Origin of the sequence: Autumnicola edwardsiae (assembly GCF_031846505.1) — a bacterium.
GTDB lineage: Bacteria > Bacteroidota > Bacteroidia > Flavobacteriales > Flavobacteriaceae > Autumnicola > Autumnicola edwardsiae.
In genome coordinates this window covers 1-5,529 of sequence record NZ_JAVRHP010000138.1, presented here as the reverse complement: position 1 = coordinate 5,529, position 5,529 = coordinate 1, and the positions used below count along the sequence as shown (strand labels likewise).

Annotated in this window: 6 protein-coding genes; 3 read left to right on the top strand and 3 right to left on the bottom strand. The window is 32.8% G+C overall.

Annotated elements, in window-relative coordinates; translation table 11 throughout:
* The 3 genes from RM529_RS15730 to RM529_RS15720 all read right to left on the bottom strand — a co-directional run.
* The coding region (locus RM529_RS15730; RefSeq protein ID WP_311485702.1) for an RteC domain-containing protein at positions 1-656 on the bottom strand (656 nt) is incomplete at its 3' end.
* A gap of 273 nt (positions 657-929) precedes the next feature.
* On the bottom strand, positions 930-1,847 hold the full coding sequence (locus RM529_RS15725; protein ID WP_311485701.1) for a LuxR C-terminal-related transcriptional regulator: 918 nt from the start codon (positions 1,845-1,847) through the stop codon (positions 930-932).
* An 8-nt stretch (positions 1,848-1,855) separates the two neighbouring features.
* A complete protein-coding gene (locus RM529_RS15720; RefSeq protein WP_275617361.1) occupies positions 1,856-2,341 on the bottom strand; it encodes an asparaginase domain-containing protein in 486 nt (161 codons plus the stop codon).
* 639 nt (positions 2,342-2,980) lie between these two features.
* Here RM529_RS15720 and RM529_RS15715 point away from each other — a divergent pair.
* From RM529_RS15715 to RM529_RS15705, 3 genes are all read left to right on the top strand, one after another.
* A complete protein-coding gene (locus RM529_RS15715; RefSeq protein WP_275617360.1) occupies positions 2,981-3,649 on the top strand; it encodes a response regulator transcription factor in 669 nt (222 codons plus the stop codon).
* Complete coding sequence (locus RM529_RS15710) at positions 3,646-5,019, top strand: HAMP domain-containing sensor histidine kinase (protein WP_275617359.1); 1,374 nt, start codon at positions 3,646-3,648, stop codon at positions 5,017-5,019. The genes RM529_RS15715 and RM529_RS15710 overlap by 4 nt, the downstream gene beginning before the upstream one ends.
* Before the next feature lie 77 nt (positions 5,020-5,096).
* Positions 5,097-5,529, top strand: a 433-nt coding sequence (locus tag RM529_RS15705; RefSeq protein WP_311485700.1) for a DUF2231 domain-containing protein, incomplete at its 3' end; no start/stop codon positions are given.

Here is a 5,529-nt window from a genome sequence, read left to right as displayed (position 1 = left end):
CCCAATCCCTTTGAGCAGAGCGAATACACCAATTCTACGTAATCTGTATTTGAAAATGGCCAATGCATTTTTTCTATTGGTTTGTTACCATTTAGTTTCCCGTTCAATCCTTTCCGGATTTTGTATTTCTTTTCATCTAAATAAACCACAAACAAATCATATGCCTTGTATTTGCCAAGCAGCATATCCCTTGGTGTGCAAAACTCTGGGTCTTGAAAGTAGAATTTAGAGGTTGTGATATGAAACGTTTCGAGGTAATCTCTGGTATAATATTCCTTGTCAAAATGGGTAGCACCAGAATTTACATAGCGCCCAAAGTCAATATTATATAGGAAGAAACGATTTATTTTACTGATTTTCTTCTTAATCGATTTCAATTGGGCGTCCTTATCGCCCTTTGGAAGTTGAATCTCAAACGAATGGATTTCAGAAAAATAGATGAGTTTGATGAGAGGAACCTGCTTTGTCTTTTTGAAGAAATTAATTTCATCTTGAATTGTCTTAAATTTCGTCTCAATTATTTCTTTTTTATATGCACTCAGTAATTTACGGCACGCTTTTATTGAACGATAAGCTTGTTCTAAAATATTTGTATTCTGGATTTTAATTTCATCCAGATCCTTCAATAATGTTTTTGATAGTAGTTGCGAATTCATAAGCAGGAACTTTTAAGTTGTAAATCATAGAAATGGAATTTAATTGATAAGGTTGATTAAATGTCATCGTAGTCCTGCAAAACATTATAAATGAATGCCACGATTCATAAAATTTGTGGCTCATTGGTGTATTCTGTGGAACTCTCTGTAAGTTATCATTACTTAAAAGCTTCACAGGTAAAACGTACCGTATATAATTACGGAATAGTCCGTATTTTTCTACGGATATGCAGTGATATATTGAAAACATTGGATTTGTGAGACTGATAAAATTTACTTCTTTTTTTTTCTAAACCGTTTTAAAAACTCACGCCTATTCCTTACACCTGTTTTTTTAAAGATATTGGAAGCGTGTTTTGATACTGTACTTTCTGCAATGAATAGATCCTTGGCAATATTTCTATAGCTCAAATCACCTAGAATTGACAAGGCAACCTCGATTTCTCTTCTAGTCAAATCCTCATAAATAATTTTTTGCTCTATTGATTCGTTTCTCTTCTTTTTCTTTAGAGCAAAGACCTCGTACATTCTATTGTTGTTCTCAATGAAATATAAATATCTCTCAATTTCTATGGCAGTAATAGCATAAAAGGCAATATTCATTACTGTGAAAGTTAGCCATTGAAAATCGCCAATAACAGTACAAATAGGAAGTAAAGCAATACTTGTTACACTTATTACTGAAAGTTTGTTTCTTCTTAATATAAATGCATTTGGGTTGCTGGGATTCGAGATACGACGGTAGAAAATAAACAGAAAAATAAAAGCAATAACAGATATAGGTATGGTAAAAAGAAAGCGAGCAGACTTAAGGGAATCCGTTAAAAAATATGGAATGAGAAACAGTACTATAAAACTCACGCTTGCCAGTATAGCAAGATTTCTAATGGATGAATTAAATTTTAAAACAACAACATCGTATTCTTTATAGAGGTAGTAAACGATATAAACACATAATGCTATTGCAACACCATACGTGATGATATATTGTAAAATGAAAGGGCCTGGAAAATTATTAATCGGTAGGAAACCACCTGTAGTATTGTAGGCAATAAACAACAATCCAAGATAGAGAAAACGGCTTAGACTACTGCGCGGATATTTTCTTGAAAAGTAGAGTGTAAGCAATACAATGAACGTATCTATTAAAAGATAGAAGAAAGTTGTCCAATGCATTGAAGTGCCAAACATTAACGTGATTATTCATTGTGCTCAAATTTGTTGGTTTCTAAATTTTTGGAAACATTGTTCCAAAGAAATATTTGTCCGTTCATAGCAATATAAACGTTTGGTTTTAGAAATTGTAATGAGCTGATTGCATACCCTAAATTAAAAGGTGCATCTGTGTTTGCAGACGACCCTAAAATGATAGACCCGACCAAAACAATGGTCTTACCGAGGTTGAGATTTCCTATATATTTTGCAGTATCTTCCATAGTGAAAGTACCGTGAGTAATTAATATTTTAGTTGCATTGGAAGCCTTTATCTTATGTACTATCAGTCTTCTGTCATTTTCATTTAAAGTCCTACTGTCTTTTTTACAGACACTCTCAATGGAATACTCTAAATCCAAATTAGCATTCTTCAGAAAATCTTCAATAGTTACCTTCGATTTTTTGATTTCTTTATCAACCGTATTATCCAGATCTTCAATAGTTCCGCCTGTGGTTAGTATGGTAATCATTTCAACGAGTATTTTGATAATTAGTAAAAATTAATCATCTTGAATTTGTAAAGTTAGTGTAAGTTTTTTACTGTTAATCGATAGCCGACTATCTTAAGGAAGTTTTAAGAATCTATTAATCAAACTCTAAGGTAAGAGATTGATTTTTGTGTATTAAATCAATTTTTATAGAAAATCAAGATTTGAAAGACAGCAATTATCAAAACAAAAAGACGAAAAAAAGTTTTAAAGGAATATAAAAAGGTAAAATCTACGAAAAGTAGCATAACCTTAAAAGATAAAATAGTTTGGATTTTGGTGCTTATCGTTTTTGTTTTGTTGATCCTATTTGTACTGTTTTTAAATTTCATGAAATACTTTATTTCTATATAATTCATTTCATTATAATCAGGTAAAAGGTAAAAGGTGAAAAAAATGATAAATCGACTTGCTTAAAGGAGAAAAGCGGGGTTTTTAATTGTTGAAGTATTTCGCTAAATAACAACGTTGGTATATGCTCTAGTTAGATAGATGTATTGCTAAAACAAAAAGCATCCTACTTTAAGTTCTTAAAACGGCCTTGAAAAATTTGATAAAATATTAAGCCAATCTTAAGAAAAACCAAATCTTAACTTAATTAAAAATTGTAACTTTTGCGCGATGAGAATATTAATAGTAGAAGATGAACCAGGTATATTCAACTTTCTTAAACAAGGTTTAGAGGAAGAGTCTTATGCTGTGGACATCGCTGAAGAAGGCAAAAAAGGGCTTGAAATGGCACTTTCAGGCGAATACGATTTATTGTTGTTAGATTGGATGGTGCCAGGTATAAGTGGGATAGAAATATGTCGCCAATTCAGAAAGGAATATCAAGAAACACCTGTAATTTTTCTAACAGCAAAAGACACTTTGGACGAAACCATTTTCGGACTTCAAACAGGTGCGAATGATTATATAAAAAAGCCATTTCATTTTGAAGAACTTTTAGAACGCATCAAGGTACAATTACGCCCTAAATCTGGAGAGCATTCCGTTTTTAAGCTTGGGAGCATCACGCTTAATACAGCAACCTATCAAGTATTTAAAGGCGACGAAGAAATAAGTTTGACGCAAAAGGAATTTGCATTGCTAGAGCATTTAATACGCAATAAAGGTATGGTATGCAGAAGGTCGCGAATTATTGAAAGCGTCTGGGATATTCATTTTGATTATAATACAGGCGTAATAGACGTGTTCATTAATGCACTACGCAATAAGCTTAAACTGGGAAAAGAAGAGAATTACATCCAAACAGTAAGAGGTGTCGGTTACATTGCAAAGGAACTATGAATTTAAGTTTTAAAAATAGAATAGCATTACATTATATGATTGCAACTGCAATTATAATGGCAGTTGCTTTTACAGCAGTTTATTTTGTAGTACAAGGTGTGGTGTATCAAAATTTGGATAGCGACCTGTCTTTCGAAGCAGAAAAACATACCAGAGAAATAAAAATTGTAGGCGATAGTATTAAAATAAAAAATAAAAAAGAGTGGGAAGAAAGAGAACATAGAGAGGTACAGGTCAACCCTGTTTTCATCCAGTTTTGGGATAAGAATGGTACTTTTATGGATAAATCCCCTAACCTAAAAGAAAACGAGCTTGTATTTCATCCAAAATCTAATTATGGAGGGCATTATAACGATATTTTAAATCAAAGACCCATAAGACAAGTACAATTACCAATTGAAGAAAACGGAAAAATAAAGGGTTTTATAGTCGCTGCGATGTCATTAGAAGCATCGCAAATGGTACTGTACAATTTAAGAAATATTTTACTACTGGTCTATTTATTGCTTTTGGCGAGTCTCTATTTTATTTCTAAATTCATCGCTGGCAGAAGCATCATTCCGGTAAAAAGCGTAACGGAAACCACAAATAGAATTACTAGGAACAACTTAAACGAACGTGTGGCATTGCCTCAAAATAAAGATGAATTGTTCGATTTGTCTTTCAGTATCAACGACTTGTTGCAACGTATCGAAAACGCCTTGGAAAGAGAACGACAATTTACTTCAGACGCTTCTCATGAGCTACGCACACCTTTGGCAACCTTAAAAGGAACATTGGAAGTTTTGATTCGTAAACCAAGAGAACGTGCCGAATATGAAGAAAAAATCAAATTCAGTCTTACGGAAATAGATAGAATGACTGCCACAATAGAACAACTATTACTATTAGCAAGATTGGATACTATTACAAATTCAGCAGATGAATCCTTGATGCCTTTGGCGACCATAATCGATGAAATTCTTTCAAGACACAAAAACAAAATATCAGAAAAAAAGCTATCGATAAGTTTTGAAAATGATATTGATAATGAAACATTAGTACCTCAATATTTTTCAAATCTAATCCTTGAAAATATTATCGGTAATGCTGCAAAATATGCTAAAAACGCGACCAATGTTTATATTTTAATAACACAATTAGGTTCTAAAATAATCTGTAAGGTTCAAGATGAAGGTATAGGCATTAAAAAAGAAGATTTGAATAAATTGTTCAACAATTTCTTCAGGTCAGATGCACTTAACCATAGGAATATTTCAGGCAATGGTTTAGGTCTTTCTATAGCCAAAAAAGCAGCTGACGCTATAAATGCTAAAATTGAAGTAGAAAGTGAATTTGGTTTAGGAACTACGTTTACTATTATCTTTTAAGCCAATCTTAAGTTTTACTTCAGACAAACTTTAAATGACTGAAATACATTTGATGTGTAATTTAAAATCACATCAAAATGTTAACAGCACCACACATTCACGCCATGGTTATCCACTTCCCGATAGCCTTAATATTTGTCGGCTTCCTATCGGAAATAATAGCTCTTATCAACAAAAAGCAATTTTTTAAAAACGCCGCATTCTATCTTTTATTACTAGGTTCATTAGGAGCAATAGTAGCTTATGTAAGTGGTAGCTATGCTGGTGATGGAATGACGGACGGAATCCTTCAAGCACCTATGGAACTTCATGAAGAAGCAGCCACGATAACTTTATGGCTTGCAATTGTAACTGCCTTATTTAGAGTTGCACTTTACTACTTTAAGTATAATAGAACTTGGACTAAATGGGTGGGTATTATTCTATTTGCTGCTTTAGTAGGTTGGGTTGCCAGAACGGGGTATTTAGGAGGGCAATTAGTTTTTCAACACGGAGCAGGCATTGAATTAA

Bases quoted from the DNA above. Each gene is read 5' to 3' on its own strand.
- RM529_RS15725 (WP_311485701.1), bottom strand. From the start codon at position 1,847: ATGTTTGGCACTTCAATGCATTGGACAACTTTCTTCTATCTTTTAATA.
- RM529_RS15710 (WP_275617359.1), top strand. From the start codon at position 3,646: ATGAATTTAAGTTTTAAAAATAGAATAGCATTACATTATATGATTGCA.
- RM529_RS15720 (WP_275617361.1), bottom strand. From the start codon at position 2,341: ATGATTACCATACTAACCACAGGCGGAACTATTGAAGATCTGGATAAT.
- RM529_RS15715 (WP_275617360.1), top strand. From the start codon at position 2,981: ATGAGAATATTAATAGTAGAAGATGAACCAGGTATATTCAACTTTCTT.